Origin of the sequence: Gordonia sp. N1V (assembly GCF_029269935.1) — a bacterium.
Taxonomy (GTDB): Bacteria; Actinomycetota; Actinomycetes; order Mycobacteriales; family Mycobacteriaceae; genus Gordonia; species Gordonia polyisoprenivorans.
The window spans coordinates 36,687-57,633 of record NZ_JARJDD010000022.1 but is presented as its reverse complement, the minus strand read 5'-3'; the positions used below and the strand labels follow the sequence as shown (position 1 = coordinate 57,633).

At 68.0% G+C, this 20,947-nt stretch carries 19 protein-coding genes; 9 read left to right on the top strand and 10 right to left on the bottom strand.

The features are described 5' to 3' along the window. Positions 1–27 precede the first annotated feature (27 nt). The 7 genes from P3L18_RS22735 to P3L18_RS22705 all read right to left on the bottom strand — a co-directional run bounded on the left by P3L18_RS22735 (position 28) and on the right by P3L18_RS22705 (position 8,542). The gene (locus P3L18_RS22735; protein ID WP_276115304.1) at positions 28–1,521 is read right to left on the bottom strand and encodes an NAD-dependent succinate-semialdehyde dehydrogenase; all 1,494 of its coding nucleotides are present in this window, start codon (positions 1,519–1,521) and stop codon (positions 28–30) included. Continuing rightward, positions 1,518–4,505, bottom strand: coding sequence for an FAD-binding and (Fe-S)-binding domain-containing protein (locus tag P3L18_RS22730; protein WP_276115303.1), 2,988 nt, complete (start codon positions 4,503–4,505; stop codon positions 1,518–1,520). Before P3L18_RS22730 ends, P3L18_RS22735 begins: the two co-directional genes overlap by 4 nt. 7 nt (positions 4,506–4,512) lie before the next feature. After that, the gene (locus P3L18_RS22725; protein WP_276115302.1) at positions 4,513–5,805 is read right to left on the bottom strand and encodes an aspartate aminotransferase family protein; all 1,293 of its coding nucleotides are present in this window, start codon (positions 5,803–5,805) and stop codon (positions 4,513–4,515) included. A gap of 75 nt (positions 5,806–5,880) precedes the next feature. Beyond that, complete coding sequence (locus tag P3L18_RS22720) at positions 5,881–6,699, bottom strand: LLM class F420-dependent oxidoreductase (RefSeq protein ID WP_276115301.1); 819 nt, start codon at positions 6,697–6,699, stop codon at positions 5,881–5,883. Between the two features lie 91 nt (positions 6,700–6,790). Further along, a complete protein-coding gene (locus tag P3L18_RS22715; protein WP_276115300.1) occupies positions 6,791–7,363 on the bottom strand; it encodes a GtrA family protein in 573 nt (190 codons plus the stop codon). A 112-nt stretch (positions 7,364–7,475) separates the two neighbouring features. Further along, entirely contained in the window at positions 7,476–7,940 is a 465-nt protein-coding gene (locus P3L18_RS22710; RefSeq protein ID WP_079930940.1) for a helix-turn-helix domain-containing protein, read from the bottom strand. Then, entirely contained in the window at positions 7,937–8,542 is a 606-nt protein-coding gene (locus P3L18_RS22705; RefSeq protein WP_276115299.1) for a DJ-1/PfpI family protein, read from the bottom strand. Before P3L18_RS22705 ends, P3L18_RS22710 begins: the two co-directional genes overlap by 4 nt. 128 nt (positions 8,543–8,670) lie before the next feature. Here P3L18_RS22705 and P3L18_RS22700 point away from each other — a divergent pair, with 128 nt between their 5' ends. From P3L18_RS22700 to P3L18_RS22680, 5 genes are all read left to right on the top strand, one after another. Then, positions 8,671–9,693, top strand: coding sequence for a D-2-hydroxyacid dehydrogenase (locus tag P3L18_RS22700; protein WP_276115298.1), 1,023 nt, complete (start codon positions 8,671–8,673; stop codon positions 9,691–9,693). A 16-nt stretch (positions 9,694–9,709) separates the two neighbouring features. Further along, the gene (locus P3L18_RS22695) at positions 9,710–10,747 is read left to right on the top strand and encodes a hypothetical protein (protein WP_079930937.1); all 1,038 of its coding nucleotides are present in this window, start codon (positions 9,710–9,712) and stop codon (positions 10,745–10,747) included. Positions 10,748–10,806: 59 nt separating this feature from the next. Next, on the top strand, positions 10,807–11,367 hold the full coding sequence (pyrE, locus tag P3L18_RS22690) for an orotate phosphoribosyltransferase (protein WP_006371869.1): 561 nt from the start codon (positions 10,807–10,809) through the stop codon (positions 11,365–11,367). Between the two features lie 3 nt (positions 11,368–11,370). Then, entirely contained in the window at positions 11,371–12,063 is a 693-nt protein-coding gene (locus P3L18_RS22685) for an RNA methyltransferase (RefSeq protein ID WP_276115297.1), read from the top strand. Between the two features lie 100 nt (positions 12,064–12,163). Continuing rightward, on the top strand, positions 12,164–13,303 hold the full coding sequence (locus tag P3L18_RS22680) for a phosphatase PAP2 family protein (RefSeq protein WP_276115296.1): 1,140 nt from the start codon (positions 12,164–12,166) through the stop codon (positions 13,301–13,303). A gap of 25 nt (positions 13,304–13,328) precedes the next feature. Here P3L18_RS22680 and P3L18_RS22675 read toward each other — a convergent pair whose 3' ends face one another. Both P3L18_RS22675 and P3L18_RS22670 read right to left on the bottom strand, forming a co-directional pair. Next, positions 13,329–14,078, bottom strand: coding sequence for a VTT domain-containing protein (locus P3L18_RS22675; RefSeq protein ID WP_276115295.1), 750 nt, complete (start codon positions 14,076–14,078; stop codon positions 13,329–13,331). Between the two features lie 96 nt (positions 14,079–14,174). Further along, complete coding sequence (locus P3L18_RS22670) at positions 14,175–14,891, bottom strand: VTT domain-containing protein (RefSeq protein ID WP_006371873.1); 717 nt, start codon at positions 14,889–14,891, stop codon at positions 14,175–14,177. 154 nt (positions 14,892–15,045) lie between these two features. On the opposite strand from P3L18_RS22670, the gene fbaA reads away from it, so the two are divergent. Together fbaA and P3L18_RS22660 are read left to right on the top strand one after the other, a co-directional pair. After that, complete coding sequence (fbaA, locus tag P3L18_RS22665; RefSeq protein WP_020169950.1) at positions 15,046–16,080, top strand: class II fructose-bisphosphate aldolase; 1,035 nt, start codon at positions 15,046–15,048, stop codon at positions 16,078–16,080. 170 nt (positions 16,081–16,250) lie between these two features. After that, on the top strand, positions 16,251–16,505 hold the full coding sequence (locus P3L18_RS22660; RefSeq protein WP_079930933.1) for a hypothetical protein: 255 nt from the start codon (positions 16,251–16,253) through the stop codon (positions 16,503–16,505). A 412-nt stretch (positions 16,506–16,917) separates the two neighbouring features. On the opposite strand, the gene P3L18_RS22655 is transcribed toward P3L18_RS22660, so the two are convergent. After that, positions 16,918–18,666: a hypothetical protein gene (locus tag P3L18_RS22655; protein ID WP_276115294.1), complete on the bottom strand. Its 1,749-nt coding sequence runs from the start codon at positions 18,664–18,666 to the stop codon at positions 16,918–16,920. Positions 18,667–19,342: 676 nt separating this feature from the next. On the opposite strand from P3L18_RS22655, the gene P3L18_RS22650 reads away from it, so the two are divergent. Both P3L18_RS22650 and P3L18_RS22645 read left to right on the top strand, forming a co-directional pair. Then, positions 19,343–19,771 (top strand): DUF3151 domain-containing protein, encoded by a 429-nt coding sequence (locus tag P3L18_RS22650; protein ID WP_006371877.1) that lies wholly within the window; start codon positions 19,343–19,345, stop codon positions 19,769–19,771. A gap of 34 nt (positions 19,772–19,805) precedes the next feature. Then, on the top strand, positions 19,806–20,909 hold the full coding sequence (locus P3L18_RS22645) for an FUSC family protein (RefSeq protein WP_014361592.1): 1,104 nt from the start codon (positions 19,806–19,808) through the stop codon (positions 20,907–20,909). Positions 20,910–20,947: the final 38 nt, after the last annotated feature.

The window sequence follows — 20,947 nt, the reverse complement described above, 5'->3', positions numbered from 1 at the left end:
GGCTTCTCCTGGTTCTGCCGGTGGGTCTTACCGCCGACGGATCGGGCTGGAGGTGTATTTGACGTCGAGGAACTCCTCGATGCCCAGCCGGCCACCTTCGCGACCCAGGCCTGACTGTTTGATCCCGCCGAACGGTGCCGCCGGGTTGGAGACCAACCCGGTGTTGAGACCGACCATCCCGACCTCGAGGGCATCGGCGAGATCGGACAGCCGGTCGGCGTTCTCACTGCAAACGTAACCGACAAGTCCCCACGGCGTGGAGTTGGCGAGGGAGAGGACCTTCTGATCTGCATCGATACCGTTGCCGTCGAAGGGGATCAGGGCTGCGACCGGACCGAAGATCTCGGTGTGGACGAGGTCGGAGTCGGGATCGACCTCGGTCAGCACGGTCGGCAGGTAGAAAAGCCCGGCGCCGTCGACGCGGGCACCGCCGCAACGCACCTGGGCGCCGCGGTCGACGGCGTCGGCGACGAGACGTTCGACCTTGGCGACGGCCTTCTCCTCCACGAGCGGTCCGACGGTGGTGCCCTCGACTGTGCCGTCACCGACGGTCAGGGCGCTCATCCGGTCGGTGAGCGCGTCGGCGAACTGGTCGAACACGCTGCGGTGTACGAAGATCCGGTTCGCGGCGGTGCACGCCTGTCCCATGTTGCGCATCTTCGCGACCATCACCGCGTCGACGGTGCGGGTGATGTCGGCGTCGTCGCACACGATGAACGGGGCGTTGCCGCCCAACTCCATCGACGTGCGCATGACGTGCTCGGCGGCCTGGGCGATGAGCAACTTGCCGACCTCGGTCGAGCCGGTGAAACTGACCTTGCGGGCCAGACCCGACGCCATCCACGCCCCGACGACGGCTCCGGGATCGGTGGTGGTGACGACGTTGAGGACGCCGTCGGGTAGGCCGGCCTCACGCAGCACGTCGGCGAGCAACAGCGAGGTCAACGGGGTGAGCTCTGCGGGTTTGAACACCATCGTGCAGCCGGCCGCGACGGCCGGCCCGATCTTGCGGGTTCCCATGGCCAGCGGGAAGTTCCACGGCGTGATCAGGACGCACGGACCGACCGGGCGGCGGGTGACGACGATTCGGTTACCGCCGTCGCCGGTGGTGGTGGCGTCACCGCCGATACGCACCGCCTCCTCGGCGAACCACCGGAAGAACTCGGCGCCGTAGGCGACCTCACCCCGCGCCTCGGCCAACGGCTTACCCATCTCCGCGGTCATCACCGCGGCGAACTCGTCGGTGCGATCGATGATGAGTTGGTAAGCCCGATAAAGGATTTCGCTGCGGGCGCGGGGGCTCGTCGCGGCCCACCGTGCCTGCGTGTCGGCGGCGACCCGCACCGCGGCCAGCGCGTCGTCGGCTCCGGCGTCGGCGACCGACTCCAGGATCTCCCCGGTGGCCGGGTTCTCCACATTGAACCGCCGGCCCGATGCCGCAGGCTGCCAGTGGCCGTCGATGAGGAGGTCGGTGTGGATGCCCGCGAGGGCTGGGACGGTGCGGGATTCGGTGGTGGTCATGCGGAACCTCCATGGGTGTCGGGCGCTGTCGGCGGGGGTGCGAGGAGTTCGGCGAGGTGGATGCCGGTGGCGTTGATCAGTGGGTCGGTGGCGGCGAGGTGCTCGACGCTCATCGCGCAACTGAATCCATCGGTCACGACCGGCGTGGTGGCGTCGGCGCGCAGCGCCGGTGCGAGGGCGTGCTCGGCAACGGCGACACTGACGTCGTAGTGGCCGCGTTCGAATCCGAAGTTGCCTGCCACACCGCAGCATCCGTCGGCGGTGCGGACCTGCACGCCGAGCCGGGACAGTACCTGTGCACCGGTGCGGGCGCCGAACGTCGCGTACTCGTGGCAGTGGGTTTGCAGCGTGACCGCCTTCGGGAGACCGGTGGGCGCGAACCCCGCGTCGAGCAGGTGTCCGACGATCGAGGCGACGCTGTGCACACGTGCGGACACGCGTCGGGCCGCGGCGGTGTCGACGAGTTCGGGAAGATCTTTGCGCAAGGCGGCGGCACAACTCGGTTCGGGGACCACGATCGGCCGGTCGGTGCCGTCGTCGAGGATCTCGGCGGTGTGCGCGAGTGTCTTTCGGGCCCGGGACAGTTGCCCGGTCGAGATCCAGGTGAGTCCGCAGCAGGCGTCGCTGCGGCAGCCGACGCTGTCTCCGGTGGCGCCGAGCAGCCGTGCGGTGGCGGTCGCGACCTGCGGTCGGAAGGCCCGGGTGAAGGTATCGACAAACAAGACCGTGTCGGTGGTGTCGGTGACCGCGGGCAGTGGGGCGAGGTGAGTACGCACCTCGCGACGGGCGGCGAAGGCGGGCATCGCACGGCGAGCGTCGAGACCGCCGAGCCGAGCTGCCATGCGGCGCAACGACGGTACGCTCATCGACCGATTGATCAGCGGTGCCGCCGCGGTCGCGAGCGGTAGCCACGCCGGCATCCAGCCGAGGGAGTAGTGCGAGGCCGGGCGGAGTCGTCGGTGGTAGTGGTGGTCGAGGAACTCCGATTTGTACGCTGCCATGTCGACGCCCGTCGGGCAGTCGGTGGAACACGCCTTGCACGACAGGCACAGGTCCAGGGCGTCGGCGACATCGGTGGATCGCCAACCGGATTCGACGGTCGGTGCGGTGCGGACCATCTCCTGCAGTACGCGTGCCCGACCACGGGTGGAGTCCTTCTCGTCGCGGGTGGCCCGATAGCTCGGACACATGACGCCGCCGGACGAGGTACGGCACCGGCCCACCCCGATGCAGCCCTGCACGGAATGAATGAAGGAGTCCAACGATCCCGCGGGGGTCGAGCCTTGTTGGGTGACCGAACCGGCATCGATCCACGCCCGATTCGGCACCTCGGCGAGAGCGAGATCGGTGGTGATCGGTGCAGGCTCGACGACGGCTGTCGGGTTGAGGAGCCCGGACGGATCCCAGAGTCGTTTGAAATCGTCGAAGGCGCGCAACATCTCCGGCGAGTACATGATCGGCAACAACTCCGAACGCGCTCGCCCGTCACCGTGCTCACCCGACAGCGATCCGCCGTGGGATACCACCAGATGTGCTGCATCCGTGCAGAATCGGCGCATGACCGCGCGGCCCTCGTGGGTGCGTAGATCGAAGGTGATGCGCACGTGCATACACCCGGCGCCGAAGTGTCCGTACATGACTCCGGTGAGGCCATGCTCGTCGAGAAGTCGCTCGAAGTCGACGAGGTAGTCGGCAAGGCGATCGGGTGCGACGGCGGCGTCCTCCCATCCGGGCCACGACTCATGGGTGTGATCCTCGGTGATCAGGCGGGCCGAGAGTCCCGCGCCGTCCTCACGGACCCGCCACAGCGATGACCGCACCGCGGGGTCGGAGACGACGGTCGCGTCCACCATGCGGCCGCCGGCACGCAACTCGGCGAGCAGGCGATCGATGGTGGCCGGTACGTCGACCGCCGATTGTGCTGCCGCGCTGGTGTCGTCGAGATCGATGAACAGCCACGCGTCACCGTCGGGAAGTCCGGCGACCGTTTCCGGTCCCCGTCGAGCAGCCATGGTGGAGACGATCTTGCGGTCGATTCCCTCGATCGCCGAGGGCTCGAACGGCAGGATGGCCGGCACGTCGCGTGCGGCGTCGGCGACAGAGCGATAGCCGACACAGAGCAGCAGCTGTGAGGTCGGCACGGGCACCAGACGAACGACGGCCGAAGTGACGATCGCGCAGCCGCCCTCGCTGCCGACGAGCGCCCGGGCGACGTCGAAACCGTGCTCCGGCAACAGGTGTGACAGGTGATACCCCGACACCTGGCGGGGAATGGTGTCGAGGTCGGTGCGCAGGATCGCGAGGTTGCGGCCGACGAGATCGCGCAGCACCTCGGTGAGTTCGGTTGCGCGGGAGGTGGCTTCGGTGTCGTCGGGCTCGGTGGCATGCACCCCGGTGCGGGTGGCGGTGAGGCGTAGACCGTCGGAGGTCACCAGATGCAGTGCCTCGACATGATCGCTGGTGCGTCCGTGGCGAACCGAATGATTGCCGCAGGCGTCGTTGCCGATAGCACCGCCCAGGGTGGCGCGTGACGCCGACGACGGGTCGGGGGCGAAGGTCAGCCGACCGTCGGTGCGGGTGCGCACCTGGGCGGCGAGTTCGGTGAGAATGACCCCGGCATCGGCGGTGACCGTGCGTGCGCCGGCGTCGACGACGCCGACGGTTCGCATGTGTCGGGACAGGTCGATGACGATGCCGGCGCCGATCGCGTTGCCCGCCATGGAGGTTCCGCCGCCACGGGCGATGATCGGCACCCCGTGGCGGTGGCACAGCCGTGCGGTGAGTGCGACCTCGTCAGCATTGCGGGGGAACACCACCGCCAGCGGAGGTACCCGATAGTTGGAGGCGTCGTAGGAGTATTCCGCGCGCCGGCGGGTCGAGGCGTCGACGAGCAGATCGTGGGCGGTCAGGTCGTCGAGGAGCGCGCCGGCCGCGTCGTCGGTATCGAGATCCGGGCCCAGTGCTTGTTGCGACACACTCGTCATGAGCTGATCATGCGCCGAGAACCGAGTGCACCGCAGCGCCGAAGCGTTCGATGCCGAGCGCGATCTCGTCGGCGGTGACGACGAGTGCAGGGATTAGGCGCACGACGTTGCCGGCCGGGCCGCAGGTCAGGGTCAGCAACCCGTGAGCCGTCGAGGCGCGCTGAACCGCAAGTGCGGTAGCGGCGTCAGGCAAACAGCGGTCACCGACGCGGGTGACGAATTCAATGCCGATCATCAGCCCGAGTCCGCGAACGTCGCCGACGGCGTCGAGTCCGGTGGTCACCTCGCGGATGCCGGCGAGGAGTTGTTCCCCGCGGATGGCGGCGTTGTCGACGAGGTTTTCCTCGGCGATCACGTCGAGGGTGGCGATCGCGGCGGCCGCGGCCACAGCGTTGCCACCGTAGGTGCCGCCCTGCGAGCCCGGCCAGGCCTTGGTCATCAGCTCGGTGGGTGCGGCGATCGCCGAGATCGGGAAACCGGAGGCGAGTCCCTTGGCGGTGATCAGGATGTCGGGGCTGATCGGGGCATGCTGGTGGCCCCAGAACCGTCCGGTGCGACCGAAGCCGGCCTGGACCTCGTCGAGGATCAGCAGGATGCCGTGGTGATCGGCGCGCTCGCGTAATCCGGCGAGAAACGTTGGGGGAGTGGGAAGATAGCCGCCGTCGCCGAGGACGGGTTCGATGAGGAAGGCGGCGGTGTCGTCGGGTGCCACGCGTGAGGTGAGCAGGTAGTCGAGTTCGGTGAGGGCGAAATCGACGGCGGTCTCGGTGTCCCAGCCATAGCGGTAGGCGTAGGGGAACGGGGCCATGTGCACCCCGCCCATCAGCGGGGAGAAGCCCGCCGAGAACCGGGTGCCCGCGGTGGTGAGGCTGGCCGCCGCGACGGTGCGCCCGTGAAAACCCCCTTGGAAGACAACGATATTGGGTCGCGCGGTGGCCATCCGGGCCAGGCGGATCGCGGCCTCGACGGCCTCCGATCCGGAGTTCGCGTAGAACACCGAGTCGAGGCCGAGCGGGAGGACCCCGCCGAGTTTCGCCGTCAGCTCGAGCAACGGCGGATGCATGACCGTCGTGTACTGGGCGTGAATGACCTTGGCGCACTGCTCCTGAGCGGCGGCGACCACCCGCGGGTGGCAGTGGCCGGTGCTGGTGACCCCGATGCCGGTGGTGAAGTCGAGGTAGGACTGACCGTCGGTCCCGTACACCCACGAGCCCTGCGCGTGATCGACGATCACCGGTGTGGCCTGTTTGAGGATGGGGGACAGGGTCGCGGTCTGGGTGAGGTGTTCGACGGCGGTCATGGGACCACGGTGACGGCCAATCGTCGGATTGTCAACAATTGGACAGCGGTGTCAGAGGTGTGGCCGGTGGTGACGTCAGGCGTTGCGCGCGTCGCGCCAGGCGACCAGATCGCGGATGGGTCCGGGATCCCAGGTCGGGGCCTCGAGTCCGACGGTGAAGATCCGCGTACCGACGGCGTACAACTTCTCCGCCGACGCCGGGTAGTCGTCGAGATCCTCGGGAAAGCGTCCCGGCTTCGGGCTCACCCCGGCCGAGCGCACGATCTCGCCGGGATCGCGCCCGATCCGGGCGCACCAGTCGTCGAGCACCCGGTGCTTGTGGGCAATGGTCTCGGCGTCACCGAAGCCGTGCCAGATGTCGGCGTGCTGTGCGGCGATCCGCAGCGTCACCTTCTCGCCGCCACCGCCGATGAGGATCGGGATTCTGCGCGTGGGCACCGGATTCAGCCGGCCCCAGCGTTCCCGGATCACCGGCAGATCGTCGTCGAGGGTCCGCAAACGTTGTGCCACCGTGCCGAATTCGAATCCGTAGGAGGTGTAGTCGCGCTCGAACCAGCCGGCGCCGATGCCGAGGATCAACCGGCCCATACCGTCACGCGCACTGATGTGGTCGACGGTGCGTGCCATGTCGGCCAACAGGTTCGGGTTCCGGTAACCCACGGACGAGACCAGAACGCCCAACTCGACGCGGTTGGTCGATTCGGCCCAGGCCGACAGGGTGGTCCAGGCCTCGAAATGGCGGCCGTCGGGATCACCGGACAACGGAAAGAAGTGATCCCACGTGAGCAGCATGTCGGCGCCGAGTTCCTCGACCAGCGCCGCGGCACGACGCAGATCGGCGAACGAGGCGTGCTGGGGCTTGACCTGAACGGCAATGCGCGCCGGCTGTGTCATGGGACCAGCCTAGGGCCCTTGGCCGATGGTGGTGCCCAGACCGGGTTGCCCAGACAGGGTTGTCCAGCCGGGTCGTACAGACGGGTGATGCTCAGACAGGGGTGCCGGCGTCGACGGGAGCAGGCTCCGCCGGCGAGCGCACGGCCCGGAACGTCCAGAGCTTGTTGACGATGAAGTTGATCGGCATCGTGATGACGATCGTGATGATCTGCGCCCAGTACTCGCGGGAGTGCAACCCGGCGGCCTCGTGGAAGAACGACGACGAGAGGTAGAGCGGTGAGGTGGGGTTGGTGAAGCCCACCTTCAGGAACAGTCCGACGATCGCGGCGACACTGCCCACCGCGAGGAACGGCCAGAATTCCGACCACCACGTCGCATGCCGGGAACTCTTGAAGGTCCACGACCGATTGAGCTGGAAGTTGACGAAGTTGGCCACGAGGAACCCGACGATCCACACCAGCACGGTGAAACGCACGTTGTAGGCCGAACCCGGAATATGCCAGATCACATTGAACGCGTTGGCGGTACCGCCATGCGCCTTGTTCATCAGGACCGCGACGAGCATGTTGACGACGACCCCGGATGCGCCCACGATGCCGAAACGGGCGAATTGCCCGAGATTTCTCACATGGGCTGCATATCTGTCGTCCAGCGTCGCGATCACCTAGGGCAATATACGCCACCGAATTCCCGAACCTTGAATTGTGATCTGGGACACATGGGATGCGGAAGTTGCTGGTACCCCGCGGCGATGGATAGTGCAGGTTGTGTCGAACTCACATTTCGCCGGGGTCATTATCGATCTCGGTAAGTGATGCGCTGAGCAATTCGAGTGCGGCAAGTGCGGCGTGCCATTGATCGGATCCGAGGCGCGCGGCGATGCGGGCGGCCGCGGCGCGATGCTGAGGGTTGATGTCGTTGATCGCAGCGAGCCCGGCGCCGGTGGGGGCCACCAGCTTTGCCCGCGCATGTGCCGGATTCGTGCGATATTCGACGAGCCCCTCTGCGGCCAGGAGGTCGGCGGTGCGCTGCACGCTCTGGCGCGTGATACCCATGGCGCGGGCGATGTCGGAGACGGTCAACGGGCCCGGCAGTACCGCCCCGAGGACCTGCCACCGTGTTGCGGTGAGCCCGGCCGGCCGGGCGAGTTGTTCGGCGAGAGCAAGGAACTGGCCATTGAGCCGGAATGCGGCGAGCGCACTTCGGCTCAGTAGTTCCTGAGACGTCGGGTGATCGGTCACTGCTGTCCCAGGGCGAGGAATCCGGCCGGATCGTGATGCGCATAGAGCCGATACCACGCGTCGAGCACGGCGTCGTCGTAAACACCCAAGCGGGCGAACACCTCTCGTGCGAACTCGATGGGCGCCACCGCGCCTGCTGTGATGACCTCGCGGTCGGTGACGGCCGCTACGTCGAGGTACCGGTCGGCTCCGCAGTAACCGGTGGCCGCGAGCTGTTGCGGTGCATTGCTGGTGTGCGCGCGGTCGTCGAGTAGTCCGCCCCTCGCGAGTCCGACTGTGGCACCACAGATTGCGGCGACCGGAATCCCGGCACCGAGAAACCGTCGGGCGGCGTCGATGAATTCGTCGTTCCCGCTGTCCCATGTCTGTGCGCCCGGAAGTACGAGCATCGCGCTCGCGGCCGGATCGACATCGTCGAGTGTGATGTCTGGAGTGATCGTGACACCGCCGAGCGTGGTGATCGGATCGGCGGTCGTGCCCACGGTCTCGATCCGGAATTCGCCCGGCGTGCGCTGGAATTCGGGGTTGTTGACGCCGGCGGCGAGATAGCCGTACTCCCAGTCGGCGAGGGTGTCGTACACGGCGAGGTGGACGGTCTGCATGGGTGCTCCCTGTCGACGAGGTCCGGTCGATGAGGTCCGGCTCCCCCGGCCCACACCCACTATGACAGAATCCTGTCAATATGACAACAGCCTGTCATCACAGCGGTGCTCGCCGCTACGTTGGAGCCATGGCAACCGGAGACACCGAGGTCCGTCCCGTTCTCGCCCTACTGGGCTCGCCCGACGTTCCGCCGCCGACCGATCTCGCGGCGCTCGAGGCCATTGCCGACATCCGGCACACGACCGCCGACGAACTCGGCTCGGCGCTGCCGGGCGCCGATGTGCTGGTGGTGTGGGACTTCTTCTCGCGCGCACTGCGGGACAACTGGGCCCAGGCCGACGCGCTGCGGTGGGTGCACGTGTGCGCGGCTGGGGTGGATTCGCTGCTGTTCGACGAGCTGACCGACTCCGATGTGGTGGTGACCAACGCCCACGGCGTCTTCGATCGACCCATCGCGGAATTCGTCCTCGCCTCGATCCTGGCCCGCGACAAACTCTTGCACGAATCGATGCGCCTACAGGCGCGTCGTGAGTGGCGCTGGCGGGAGACGCGCTCGACCACCGGTACGTCGGCCCTGGTCATCGGTACCGGTGGCATCGGCCGGGAGATCGCTCGGCTGCTGCGCGCGGTCGGAATCGAGGTCACCGGTGCCGGACGACGGGCTCGGGACCACGACCCCGACTTCGGCGTGGTCCACGAGACCGCACGACTGGCCGAGTACGTCGGCGGGTTCGACACGGTCGTCGCGATCGCCCCGCTGACCGCGGCGACGCGCGCCATGATCAACGCCGAGGTGCTCGCGGCGATGCGCGCCGACGCGCATCTGATCAACGTGGGGCGCGGCGACCTCGTCGACGAGCCGGCGTTGATCGAGGCGCTGCAGACGGGCGAGATCGGTGCGGCATCGCTCGATGTGTTCGTCACCGAACCCCTGCCCGCCGACAACCCGCTGTGGGGGATGGACAACGTCGCGATCTCGGCGCATCTCAGCGGTGACGTCGTCGGATGGCGGGATGTGCTGAGCGCGCAGATCCTCGATAACCTGCGGCGATACGTCGGCGCCGGTGATGACGACCTCGAAACGCGCCTCGACAACGTCGTCGACAAGGTCCGGGGGTACGTCGTGCGGCGCGATCCGCACACACCCTGAAGTAGTCTGTAGCGCGATGACCATCGTCTATTTCGTGATCGCCGCCATTGCCTTGGCCGGGGCGGTGGCCCTGCTGTGGCTCGATCGCCGCCGTTCCTCGGTCACGAGGCACGAGCGCGCGATCTGGGGTGACGAGCACGACTTCAAGTTCCGCGAGACCGACACCAAGCTCCGTACGGTGTTCCGCCGCGCCACCATGAACGTGCCCGACACCGTCGCCGTGGAGAACGTGGCCTACGGGCACTACGGGGGCGCCGAGGCAGTTGTCTTCGACCTCTCCGAGACCGCCACGGTGATCGCGGTCCGCCGGTCGACCCCGTCCGCCGTGGTCGTCGACCTGCGGCACGAGGACGTCCTCGCCCCCGCCGAAGAGGACGTGGAACTGCTCGGCGCGATGGGCCCGCGCGTGATGTTCTCCAACAATCTCGACGCCGCCCGCCGCGTGTGTGACCGGCGCATGGTCGCGCTGGCCAACAAGGCCCCGGCCTACGTCGAGGTGCTGTGGAACGAGGGCAACTGGGCGCTGGGGTCGCTACCGCTGACCGACGACGCCACCGAACTCGACACCGGCCTGGAGGTCGTGCGGCGCTTCGCCGACCTGCTGCGGGTGCTGCCGCCGCTGCGTGAGCCGCAGGACGCCCCCGACCCGCGCGATCCGCACGGTCCGACCCGCGCCGAGCTGGCCGACGAGAAGACCGAGAACATGCGCGACAAGAACCGGCGCGCACGCATGGAGGCCGCAGGTCGAGACAGGGCGGAGCGTGACGGTACGGGCTCCGACGCCGCGGTGCCGACCGCGTTGCGCAAGCCGGCCGAGGTGGCACCGCGGCCGCGACGTGCCGCCCCGCCTGCCGAAGGCCGTTCGGCTCCGACCGATCCCCGGCCCGCCGGCCGTCCGATGGCACCGATGCCGGTGCGCGGCAAGGCAACTCGACCGCCGGAGCTCGACGACGACGTCGATCTCGACGACGATGATGTCGCGCCGCCGACGCGACAGGCACGGACCGGTCCGAGTGAAATGCCCTCGCGACGGAACCGTCACCGCCGCAACTGATCACACGACCGACCCGTCGGGGCCGGGGCCCGATCCGCGAGAAGAGAGCGAGTTCTGTAGTGTCCGCAGCGATTCCGTCCGTCGATACCGCCGATCGAGAGGTCCTCGCCGAACTGGTCAAAGAACTCTCGGTGGTGCACGGCAAGGTGACGCTCTCATCGGGCAAAGAAGCCGACTATTACGTCGATCTGCGCCGGGCGACGCTGCACCATCAGGCCTCGCCGCTGATCGGCACGCTCATGCGTCAACTCACCGCCGACTGGGAATACGACGCCGTCGGCGGACTCACCCTGGGCGCGGACCCGGTGGCGACGTCGATCATGCATGCCGGTGGCCGTGCCATTGATGCCTTCGTGGTGCGCAAGGCCGCCAAAACCCATGGGATGCAACGTCGGATCGAGGGCCCCGACATCTCCGGGCGCCGCGTGCTGGTCGTCGAGGACACCTCGACCACCGGGGCGTCACCGTCGACCGCGGTCGAGGCGGCACGCGAAGCCGGCGCGACGGTGATCGGGGTGGCGACCGTTGTCGATCGAGATACCGGCGCCGATGAGGTCATCGAGGCGCTCGGCGTGCCCTACCGGTCGCTGTTGACGCTGGCCGATCTCGGCCTCGCCTGAGGCGTGGCAGACGACGACCCGCAGCCGACCGCCGACGAGCCCGGTCCGACGGAGTGGCAGTTCGGGTCGGCGCCGGCGGTCGGGGTGGGGCCCTGGGCGGCCGAGCACGACGGTCCGCCGCCGGATGACCCGCGCTACGACGCGCACCTGCTGGCAGCAGGCGACACCCGTAATGTCGTTGACGCCTACCGATATTGGACGCGCGAAGCGATCGTCGCCGACATCGACTCCCGGCGGCATGCACTGCATGTGGCCATCGAGAACTTCGCCCACGACGCCAACATCGGCACCGTGGTGCGCACCGCCAACGCCTTTGCGGTGGCCGCGGTGCACATCGTCGGACGTCGACGGTGGAATCGCCGAGGCGCCATGGTGACCGACCGCTATCAACACCTCGAACACCACGACACCGTCGCCGACCTGATCGCGTGGGCGCGCGAAAAGAATCTGAAGGTCGTCGCCGTCGACAACACCCCCGGCGCGCAGCCGTTGGAGACCGCCGAACTACCGCGCGAATGCGTGCTGCTCTTCGGTCAGGAGGGGCCGGGCGTCAGCGCGGATGCGCAGGAGCAGGCCGATCTGACCGTCTCGATCGCACAGTTCGGCTCCACCCGCAGCATCAATGCCGGGGTGGCCGCGGGAATTGCCATGCACGCGTGGATTCGTCAGCACGCCGACCTCGGGCAGGCCTGGTAGTCGCACTCGGCTGAGCTGCCCGGCGTGGGTGACGGTGCGGCGAATGCGACGTGAACAGCCGCCCCCGCCTTGCCCGGAGAGTCGGACATCAGTCAGAGTGATGGCCATGTCGTTGCGTGTGCGCTCGGTCCTGCTCTCGATGTTCGTGGTGCTCCTGATGCTCGGGGCGCCCGTTGCGCACGCGGCGCCGGCACCGGCCACCGCGCCCGCGGGATTCTCCACCGCGCAGCTCGTCGGTCCGTTCGCCTCCGACGTTCCGCCGGGCGGAACGTATCTCCCCGAGCTCGACGGCTTCGCGGCGCTGCGCGCCCAGCGGCCCGACCTCATGAAGCAGAACCTCGCAAAGGTGGTGTCGGTCAACAACTCCGCGACACCGGCCCAGCAGGCCGACGCCGTTGCGATCAACTACGACGACCGGATCGTCTCCCTGTCGCAGGCGTTGGGCACCAGGGTCGGTACCGCGTTCCGGCAGCTGTTGGCCGCGGGCAAACTGCCCAAGGCCGCGCAGTTGGTCAAGGGTGACGCCGCGCGTGCCGGAATCCCGTTGCAGACCACGCTGATCGAGAAGCAGTACTACAACAATCCGCGGCCCTTCGTCGTCGCGCCCGCGCAGATCAAGCGCTACAACCGGCCCGGGTCGGATCTCTACGGCGACCTCGCCGGCAACGGCTCGTACCCGTCCGGCCACTCCAGCCAGGCGTTCTGGCAGGGTGCGCTGCTGGCCTACTGGCTGCCCGAGGCCGGACCGCAGATCCTCGCCCAGTCCGGCCACATCGGACTCAGTCGCATGGTGCTCGGCGTGCACTATCCGCTCGATGTGATGGGCGGACGGATCATGGGTCTGACCGTCGCCTCCGAGCGGCTCTCCGATCCCGCATTCGCCCGGCTCGTCGACGCCGCCGGTGATCAGTTGCGCGAGCAGCTCCGAACCGCGCTCGGTGAGCCGGTGGCCCGGGCGCTCGCCGACGACCCGACCGTGGCCTCGACGTCGCAGGCGGTGTCCAATGCCCAGGAGCTGATGACATTCGGATTCCCGCGGATCTCCCCGAACCAGGTGAACGTCATCCCGGCGCAGGCCGCGGCGCTCCTGCGCTCGCGATTCCCGAACCTCAGTGACGCCGCGCGCCTCGACATCCTGCGACGCACCGCCATTCCCGCCGGCTATCCGCTGGATCAGGCCGGTGCCAACGGGGGATGGGTGCGCATCGACCTGGCCGCGGCGTACGCGGTGAGCGGGTAGCGTCTGACCGGCCTGCGCCGTCGACTCAGACGGTGTCGGTCCGCCGGTCGTCGGCGGGCGCTGCGGTGACGTCTGCCGCGGCGACGTCTGGGACCGGGGCGCGCTTGGCGGCCCGGCGCCTGCGATACCACTCGATGAGCATCGGTGCGATCGACAGGATGACGATCAGGATGAAGATCGGCTCGATGAGCTTCTGGATGAATTCGAACCGTCCGAGCCAGTAGCCGAGCAATACGATGCCCGCACCCCAGACGATCGCGCCGACCACGTTGTAGACGGCGAACACCGCCCACTTCATCCGCGCGGCGCCGGCGACGATCGGGGCAAGCGTGCGCACGATCGGCACGAAGCGAGCCAAGAAGATCGTGATCGGTCCGTGCTTCTCGAAGAACTCGTTGGCCTCGACGAGGTAACGCTCCTTGAGGAACCGGGCGTCGGGCTTGAACATCTCGGTACCGATGAAGCGGCCGATCCAGTAGCCGACCTGACCGCCGATGATCGCCGCGATCGGGACGAAGACGAGCAGCTGCCACAGCGAGGCGAACTTGTCGATGCCCTCGGTGCCCCCGGCACCCGCGGCGACGACCATGCCGGCCACGAACAGCAGCGAGTCGCCCGGCAACACCGGGAACAGGACGCCGGATTCGATGAGGATCACCAGGAGCAGACCCCAGAACGCCCAGGCGCCGAACCAGCTGAGCACGTTGATGGGGTCGAGGATGCCCGGCAGCGCGACCACGGTGGTGGTGGTGTGGGCAAGTGCGGAGTCGATCACGGGTCACCAGGCTACGCGGGCAGCCTGAGGGTTAGCCAGATGGATGCTGGCGGGTCGGTGTGTGGCGTGGGGCCGGACCGGGGACGGGTGGTGCGGTCAGGAGTGGTCGGCCGGCGTGGGTGAGGCCACCGGCTCCTCGACGATCGCCCGACGCGAGCGCAGAACCCGCTTGGCGACCTCGGAGATGATCGGCAGCACCGAGACGAACACGATCAGCAGGAAGATGTAGTCGACGTTGTCGCGGATGAACGCGATCTGGCCGAGGAAATACCCGAGCAGCGTCACCCCGGCACCCCACAGGATGGCGCCGACGACGTTGTAGGTGAGGAAGATCGAGTACCGCATCTTCGCCGCACCGGCGACGAGCGGGGCATAGGTCCGCACGATCGGGACGAAGCGCGCCAACACGATGGTGATCGGACCGTGCTTCTCGAAGAACTCGTGCGCCTCGACGATGTACTTCTCCTTCAGCACCTTCGCGTTCGGCCGGAACAGGGAGTATCCGAGGCGATTGCCGATGAGATAACCGACCTGGTCACCGAGGAAGGCGGCGATCGGGATGGTCACCAGCAGCACCCACAGTGGCGCGAACGGCTCGATGTCGGCGGACTTCGCGGCGACGATCAGCCCCGCGGTGAACAGCAGCGAGTCGCCGGGTAGCAGCGGGAACAGCAGGCCGGACTCGATGAAGATGACCAGCAGCAGGCCCGCGAGAATCCATGTGCCGAACGAGTTGAGCAGGTTGACCGGATCGAGGAACCCCGGAAGTAGGGCCAGATTTGTCGTGTTTGCGGCAAATGCGAATTCGGTCACGGGTCCCGAGGGTACCTGGCGGAGGCGAGCGTTCGCAGAACCTGCCGGTCGGCGACCCTCGGACGCCGCTGCGCGCGGTGTGAGCGACCTTGCCATACTGAACAGGAGTGACCCGACTCGAAGCGTGAAACCTTATCCGGTTGGAGGACGTGAAATGCCCATTGCAACCCCCGAGCAGTACGCCGAGATGTTCCAGAAGGCAAAGGAGGGTGGCTACGCGTTCCCGGCGATCAACTGCACGTCGTCGTCGACGATCAATGCGGCCATCAAGGGCTTCGCGGACGCCGGCAGCGACGGCATCATCCAGTTCTCGACCGGCGGCGCGGAATTCGGCTCGGGTCTCGGCGTCAAGGACATGGTGACCGGTGCGGTCGCGCTGGCCGAGTTCGCCCACGTCGTCGCCGCAAAGTACGACGTGACGATCGCCCTGCACACCGACCACTGCCCCAAGGACAAGCTCGACACCTACGTCCGGCCGCTGCTCGCGATCAGCCAGGAGCGCGTCGACGCGGGCAAGGATCCGCTGTTCCAGTCGCACATGTGGGACGGGTCGGCGGTCCCGATCGACGAGAACCTCGAGATCGCGCAGGAACTGCTGGCCAAGGCCGCCGCAGCCAAGATCATCCTGGAGATCGAGATCGGCGTCGTCGGCGGTGAGGAGGACGGCGTCGAGGCCGCGATCGACGACAAGCTGTTCACCACCCCCGAGGACTTCGAGAAGACCGTCGCCGCGCTCGGCGTCGGCGAGAAGGGCAAGTACCTGCTGGCTGCCACGTTCGGCAACGTCCACGGTGTGTACAAGCCCGGCAACGTGAAGCTGCGTCCCGACGTGCTGAACACCGGCCAGGAAGTGGCGACCAAGAAGCTCGGCCTGGCCGACGGCTCCAAGCCGTTCGACTTCGTCTTCCACGGTGGCTCCGGCTCGCTGAAGAGCGAGATCGACGAGGCCCTGAGCTACGGCGTCGTCAAGATGAACGTCGACACCGACACCCAGTACGCCTACACGCGTCCGGTGGCCGGCCACATGTTCAGCAATTACGACGGCGTGCTGAAGGTCGACGGCGACGTGGGCAACAAGAAGACCTACGACCCGCGCGTGTGGAGCAAGAAGGCAGAGACCTCGATGAGCGAGCGCGTCGTCGAGGCCTGCACCGACCTCAAGTCGGTGGGTAAGTCGATCAGCGCCTGAAGTAGTTGAACGCTCTCCGGTGAGCATCCCCGGGGGTGTCGGCGGCGGCGTCCGGTGAATCCGGGCGCCGCCGTTGTGCTTTCGTCCCCGCCGACGGCGCTCTGGTGGGCGCTGTGGGCGTGGGGGGACAGCGCTGTCGGCGCGCTCGGGTGTGACCTCAGAGAGTGAGGATGCCGACGAGAACAGCGACCGCGAGCAGGACCATCACGATCGCCGCACCGATGACCATCGGGTCGGGGCGACGATGTCGGTGGGCCCGACTCTGTGCGTCGTGGCCCGACGAGGAACGCGATGACGAGGACCGTGTCGACGAGGACTGTGTCGACGAGGACTGTGTCGACGAGGCGCGTGAGGAGTCGGGCCGCGCTGAGCCGGGCCGCGACGTCGCGCTCCGGGTTGCGTCGGGTGTCGGCGGCTGCGCGTAGGCGTGTGGGCCGGCGTGTGCAGCAGGTGTCTGCGGCGCGACGGGGCCCCGTGGCGGAGGGGCCTGCATCCTGCGCGGGTTCGGTTCACCCGGCACCGGTGGCGCGGGAGTGACGAGGGGCTCGGTGGCGTGTGTGAAGACGCTGTCCGCCTCCGCCGGGGGCGGCCCCCAACCGGCTGCCGGTGCAGCGGGAAATCCCGAATTCTGTTGTGGTGCAGGTCGATCAGCGTGATGTGCGCCGGGTACGGGAGGTCGGCCGTTGGGGACCGCCGGGCGCACTCCCATCGGCAGCGGCGGACGGTCGGGAGGCGGCGCCGGACGTTGGTGGCGACCTTGACCGTCGAATGGTCGAGTGGGCATCGCGTCGGCGCCGGCGTGGTCCGCCGGCGGATCACCCGCGGTGCGCTCGTCGGTCACTGCTGGTCGCAGACCTTCCAGTTGTCGCCCTGCTTTTGCAGGTTGATCGCGACGCGTTGCGGCTGGTTGGGCGTACTCGTATTGACGGCCGTCACCTCGACCAGCGCGGTGTTGCCATCGACGCGGACGGCGTTGATGCTCTCCACCTTGACCAGCTCGTTGCGGGCTTTCTGCGACTGGTAGAGCTTGGTCCAGTCGCCGTCCTGCATGTTCTGGTAGTAGGCGAGTTTGTTGCCGCAGGTGACGTTGCGCAATGTCTGCAGGTCGCCGTTGTACACCGCGTTGCCATAGGTCTTCGCGGCGTCGGCGGCCGCGTCCTCGGGTGCTTGCGGTCGCAGCTGGAAGTACGCGAAGACGCCGATGACGATCGCGGCAACGACGACGATCGCGGCGACCGCCGAAATCAGGATGCCCGTCCGACGGCGGCCGCCGTCCGACTTCGCCGGCTTCGGCTGCTTCTCCTGATCACCGGGGATTACCTGCGGCTGGTGGGCCGTGGTCGACCAGCCCTGGGTGGCAGCGGTTCCGGTCGCGGCGGCTGCGCCTGCGGCGACAGCACCTGCTCCGGCCGCCGCGGCGGGCTTGGTGAGGATCTGGGTCTTCGAGTCGTCCGCCGGGACCTGATCGGCCCCAGTCTCGTTGGCCCCAGTCTCATTGGCCCCAGTCTCATTGGCCCCAGTCTCGTCGGCGGGGGTCTCGGTGGCAGTGTCCGGTGCGGCCGGTGCTGCCGGCAGCTTGGCGGTCTCGGCCTCGCTGGACTCGGCGTCGGCGGGAATCTCGTCCCACTCGTCGTCTGCCTCAGCGGTCTCGGCTTCTTCGGCGTCGACCTTGTCGGCGACGTCCTCGTCGACGAGCGCCTCGTCCGCATCGGCCTCGGCGACGTGCTCCTCGGTCTGGTCGGAGTCGGCCTCGGTCTCCGGCACGATTTCTTCGCCTGCCGACTCCGCAACCTCGGCGTCGGGGGTCTCGGAAGCAGGGGTCTCGACGGTGGAGTCCTCGGAAGCTGCGGCCTCGGAGTCGGTGTTCTCGGACTCGGTGTCTTCCGAGTCGGCGGCCTCGCTCACCTCGGCATCCGGCGTGGCCGGTTCGTCGGAGTCTGGTGCGACGGGTTCGGCTACGGCCTGCTCGGCGGCTGGGTCTTCGGTGTCCGGGGCAGCGGTCGCAGCGTCATCTGCCGCGTCGGACTCGGGCCGGTCGGCTTCGCTCGTGTCGGCGACTGTGTCGGTGCCGTCGGTGTCGGCGTCGTCTTTGTCCGAGGACGTTGCCGCGACCACTGCGGCGGTACCGGCAGCAGCGGCACCTGCTGCGGCGACGGTGGCCGCGGCCTTGTGGTCGCCGTCGGAACCGGTCCCGTCGGAGTCGGTCTTGGCCGAGCTGGTCTCGTCGGCGGGAGTCTCGTCGGTCTCCTCGGAGTCGCCCTCCTCCGTGTCCTCTGCCTCGGCTGCTCCGGCTGCTTCGACGGGTGCCGACGCGGTGTCGGAGTCCTCGTCGGGACGACTGTCGTCGGACTGCTCGGCGGCCGCCTCCGCGGGCACCGAATCGGTGGAGTTCTCCGCACCTGCCGCGCTTTGTTCGGCCGCGTCTTCCGAGTCGGAAGTCGCAGCGCTCTCGTCCCGTGCACCGCCGTAGGGGTCGACGTTCTCGAGATCCTCGAGGTCGGCGGCGTCGGGAAGGTTGGATCGGCTGATGACCTTGGTCGCCGAGTCGATGCCACGTCCCCCGCGCGGCCTCGGGTGTTCGGTCACCTTGTCTCCTGTATCCGTGGTGTCGGCCGAATCCGGCGAGGTGGTGTCTGCATTACTACCGTCGGCGCTGCTCTGGTCATCCGGTCGCTCGGATGCTGTAGGTCGCTCGGACGGCGACGCGTTGCGAGCGGGCTCGGCGGGTGGCTGCGTACGGAGCGGCCTCGTCTGGGCATCCGGACCGGCGGGAGGGGTGCCGGGGGATACGGGACGCCCACCGGTCGGTCCACCCTGGCGCGATCCACCGGGTGCGCCGGTCGGTCCGGACTGTGGTCGGGGCGGCACATTCGACGTCGGCCGCGACCCGGGAGCCGTGGGCCGCGGGGGTCGGCCGACGTCGGCAGGCTCGGACCCGCGTGATTCCCGCATCTTGCGCAGCTTCGAGAAAGCCCTGGTGACAGCTGACTTCCGGTCGTCAGACTGCGCCATCGGTCATCACCCAACCTTCCTCGAACACCACGCTCGAAGTTTGCCCACGAGAAATCCGTCCAACACTGAGAACGGCATCACACAACGTCACGCCACGAAGTGCGTCATTCACACTAGCGAACGGTCGCGCACATCATCACCTGGGGAGACTTGGTCATCCGATCGAACGGATGAATCCGACGTACCCGTCTCGGGGTCGACCTCGCGCGACGTGTCGTGGTCGTGCGCGCCGCGATGCTTGAATGGTGGGGTGACTTCCTTCGGAGACCTCCTGGGTCCTCAACCCGTCCTGCTGACCGGCGACGACGACGCCGAATCGGCGCTGCTCAACGGTGCCGAGCCGGCCGAGGTGGCCGCTGCGCACCCGACAGCGTCGATCGCCTGGGCGTACCTGGCCGAACGTGCGTTGAGCGGCACACCGGACACGCTCAAGGTGATCGAGGCCTACGCCTACGCCCGCACCGGATATCACCGCGGCCTCGACCAGCTGCGGCGCCACGGCTGGAAGGGATTCGGCCCGGTGCCGTGGAGCCACGAACCCAACCAGGGCTTCCTGCGCTGTGTCGGCGCGCTGGCCCGTGCTGCCCAGGCGGTCGGCGAGGAGGACGAGTACCTGCGATGCCTCGATCTGCTCAACGACAGTGACCCGAATGCCGCCGGACAGCTCGGTCTGAACTGACTCGGACTCCTTCCGACCCGATTTCGTGACGCCGATGACCACCTGGGCTCGCCGCCGCTACGAGGCGTTGCCGCGATTGTTGCGGGTGCGCATCCGCAGACTCTGGCTGTCGGCGGTCCCGATTGCGCAGTGCGCGATCGCCGCCGGCCTCGCATGGTGGTTCGCGCTGGAGGTGCTGGGTCACCAGCAACCGTTCTTCGCCCCGATCGCCGCGGTCATCTCCCTCGGGCTCTCCCTGGGCCGCCGATGGCGCCGATCGGTCGAGCTCGTCGCCGGCGTCACCATCGGCATCCTCGTCGGCGACCTGTTGATCGTCGAAATCGGCAGTGGCGGTTGGCAGATCGTCGTGGTGGTGGCGCTCGCGATGGCGGTGGCGGTCTTCCTCGACGACGGCCCGCTCATCCCGATGCAGGCGGCGTCCTCGGCGGTGCTCGTGGCGACCCTGCTACCGCCGGGTGGAATCGGCGGTTTCCATCGCGCGATCGACGCCCTGACCGGCGGTTTGATCGGAATCCTGGTCGGTGCGTTGCTGCCCGCGAATCCTGCTGCCCGCGCCCGCCGGGACGCGGCCACCGTCCTCGCGACGGTCCGCGATGCCGCCCGGCAACTGGCCGAGGGAATGCGTGCCGGTGACGAATCCATGGTGTTCGCCGCGCTGGAGAAGGCGCGAGGAACCCAGGGGGCGATCAACACGATGCGACAGGACATGAGCGGCGGCCGCGAGATCAGCACGCTGTCCCCGCTGTACTGGGGGTCACGGCTTCGGCTGCAACGGATTTCGGCGACCGCGGACCCGATCGACAACGGGGTCCGCAACTTTCGGATCATCGCGCGACGGGCCCTGGGGATCACCCAGCGTGGTGAGGAGGTGCGTCCCGAACTCATCGAGATCATCGGCGATCTCGGGGACGCTTTCGAGATACTGCGCGAGATGATGCTCGCCGACCCGGGGCACTCGCCGGACCCGGCCGACGCCGCACGCGTCCTGCGCACTATAGCCCGCAAGGCGCGAGCCGAACTCGTCGCCGAACGCGGGATGTCGGAGACCGCGCTGCTCGCCGAGATCCGGTCGTTGCTCGTCGATCTGTTGATGGTCGCCGGATTGCGGCGATCGTCGGCAGTGGCGACACTGCGCTGAGTCGGCGAGAAGTAATGCTGAATCGGCAAATACAAGAA